Annotated in this window: 1 protein-coding gene; it reads right to left on the reverse strand. The window is 60.0% G+C overall.

Features of this window, described 5'->3' with window-relative positions; genetic code table 11:
* Window positions 1–84 precede the first annotated feature (84 nt).
* Window positions 85–801, reverse strand: a complete 717-nt coding sequence (locus QMX91_RS31230) for a FadR/GntR family transcriptional regulator (protein ID WP_047598787.1) — start codon at window positions 799–801, stop codon at window positions 85–87.
* Between the last annotated feature and the right edge of the window lie 170 nt (window positions 802–971).

The following is a 971-nucleotide window of genomic DNA, read 5'->3' on the forward strand; positions in this document are numbered from 1 at the left end:
CGATAGCGGTGGGTCAGTGACGACGATTGTGACTGACCCACCGCTATCGCGAGCAGGCTCACTCCTACAGGGGGATTTGTGTTCTCAGCTGGCTTTTTTGTCGGCCATCACCTGTGGGTAAAAGCGTTTGATCGCCAGGTCGGCGTTGTCGATCAAGGTCATGCAGGCCCAGACCCCGCGCGCTGAGTCACGGGCAGCAATGGCATCGGCCATGTCTTTGTGGATCGGCAATGTGCGCCGTAGTTCATCGGGGTCGGCAGCGGAGACTTCAAACGACACGGCGAGCAAGGCGCCGAGGGCCGGGACCATTTGCTCGATGAACTGGTTGTGGCTGGCGGCCAGAATGCATTCGTGGAAGGCCTGGTCGGCACGGTTGTAATCAATGCCGCTGTCGACCGCCCGTTCCAGCGCGTTGTAGGCCAGTTGCACCGCGTGAATCTGCTCCAGGCTGGCGCGCTCGCAGGCCCAGCGCACGGCCATCGGTTCGATGGTGCGGCGCAGGTCGAGCAGGTCATCAACAAAGTTTTCCGGCAGGCCGTTGCGTGAGAGCCAGCCGACGACTTGCGGATCGAACAGGTTCCAGCGCCGTACCGGTAACACGCGAGTGCCAACCTTAGGCCCGACTTCGAGCATGCCTTTGGCGACCAGGGTCTTGATCGCTTCGCGAATCACCGTGCGGCTGACACCTAACTGCTCGCCCAGATCCGCCTCGACCTTGATCGCCTGCCCCGGTTTGACCTGGCCAGCGGCAATCCAGCTGCCCAGCCAATCGACCGTTGACGCATGAAAGCTGCTGGACATGGAGACCTCAAAGCAGTTGGCGATGGGTGTCCACGCTAATGATCATATGATTGGGTGTCAAATCAGATTTTCAGGTTGTCCATCAATCAATGTGGGAGGGGGCTTGCTCCCGAAGGCAGTGCAGCAGTCAATACATAGGGTGACTGTCACACCGCCTTCGGGAGCAAGCC

The organism is Pseudomonas sp. PS01299, from assembly GCF_029960145.1.
Classification (GTDB): domain Bacteria; phylum Pseudomonadota; class Gammaproteobacteria; order Pseudomonadales; family Pseudomonadaceae; genus Aquipseudomonas; species Aquipseudomonas putida_A.

Coding starts and splice junctions, on each gene's coding strand:
- QMX91_RS31230 (WP_047598787.1), bottom strand. CDS start 801: ATGTCCAGCAGCTTTCATGCGTCAACGGTCGATTGGCTGGGCAGCTGG.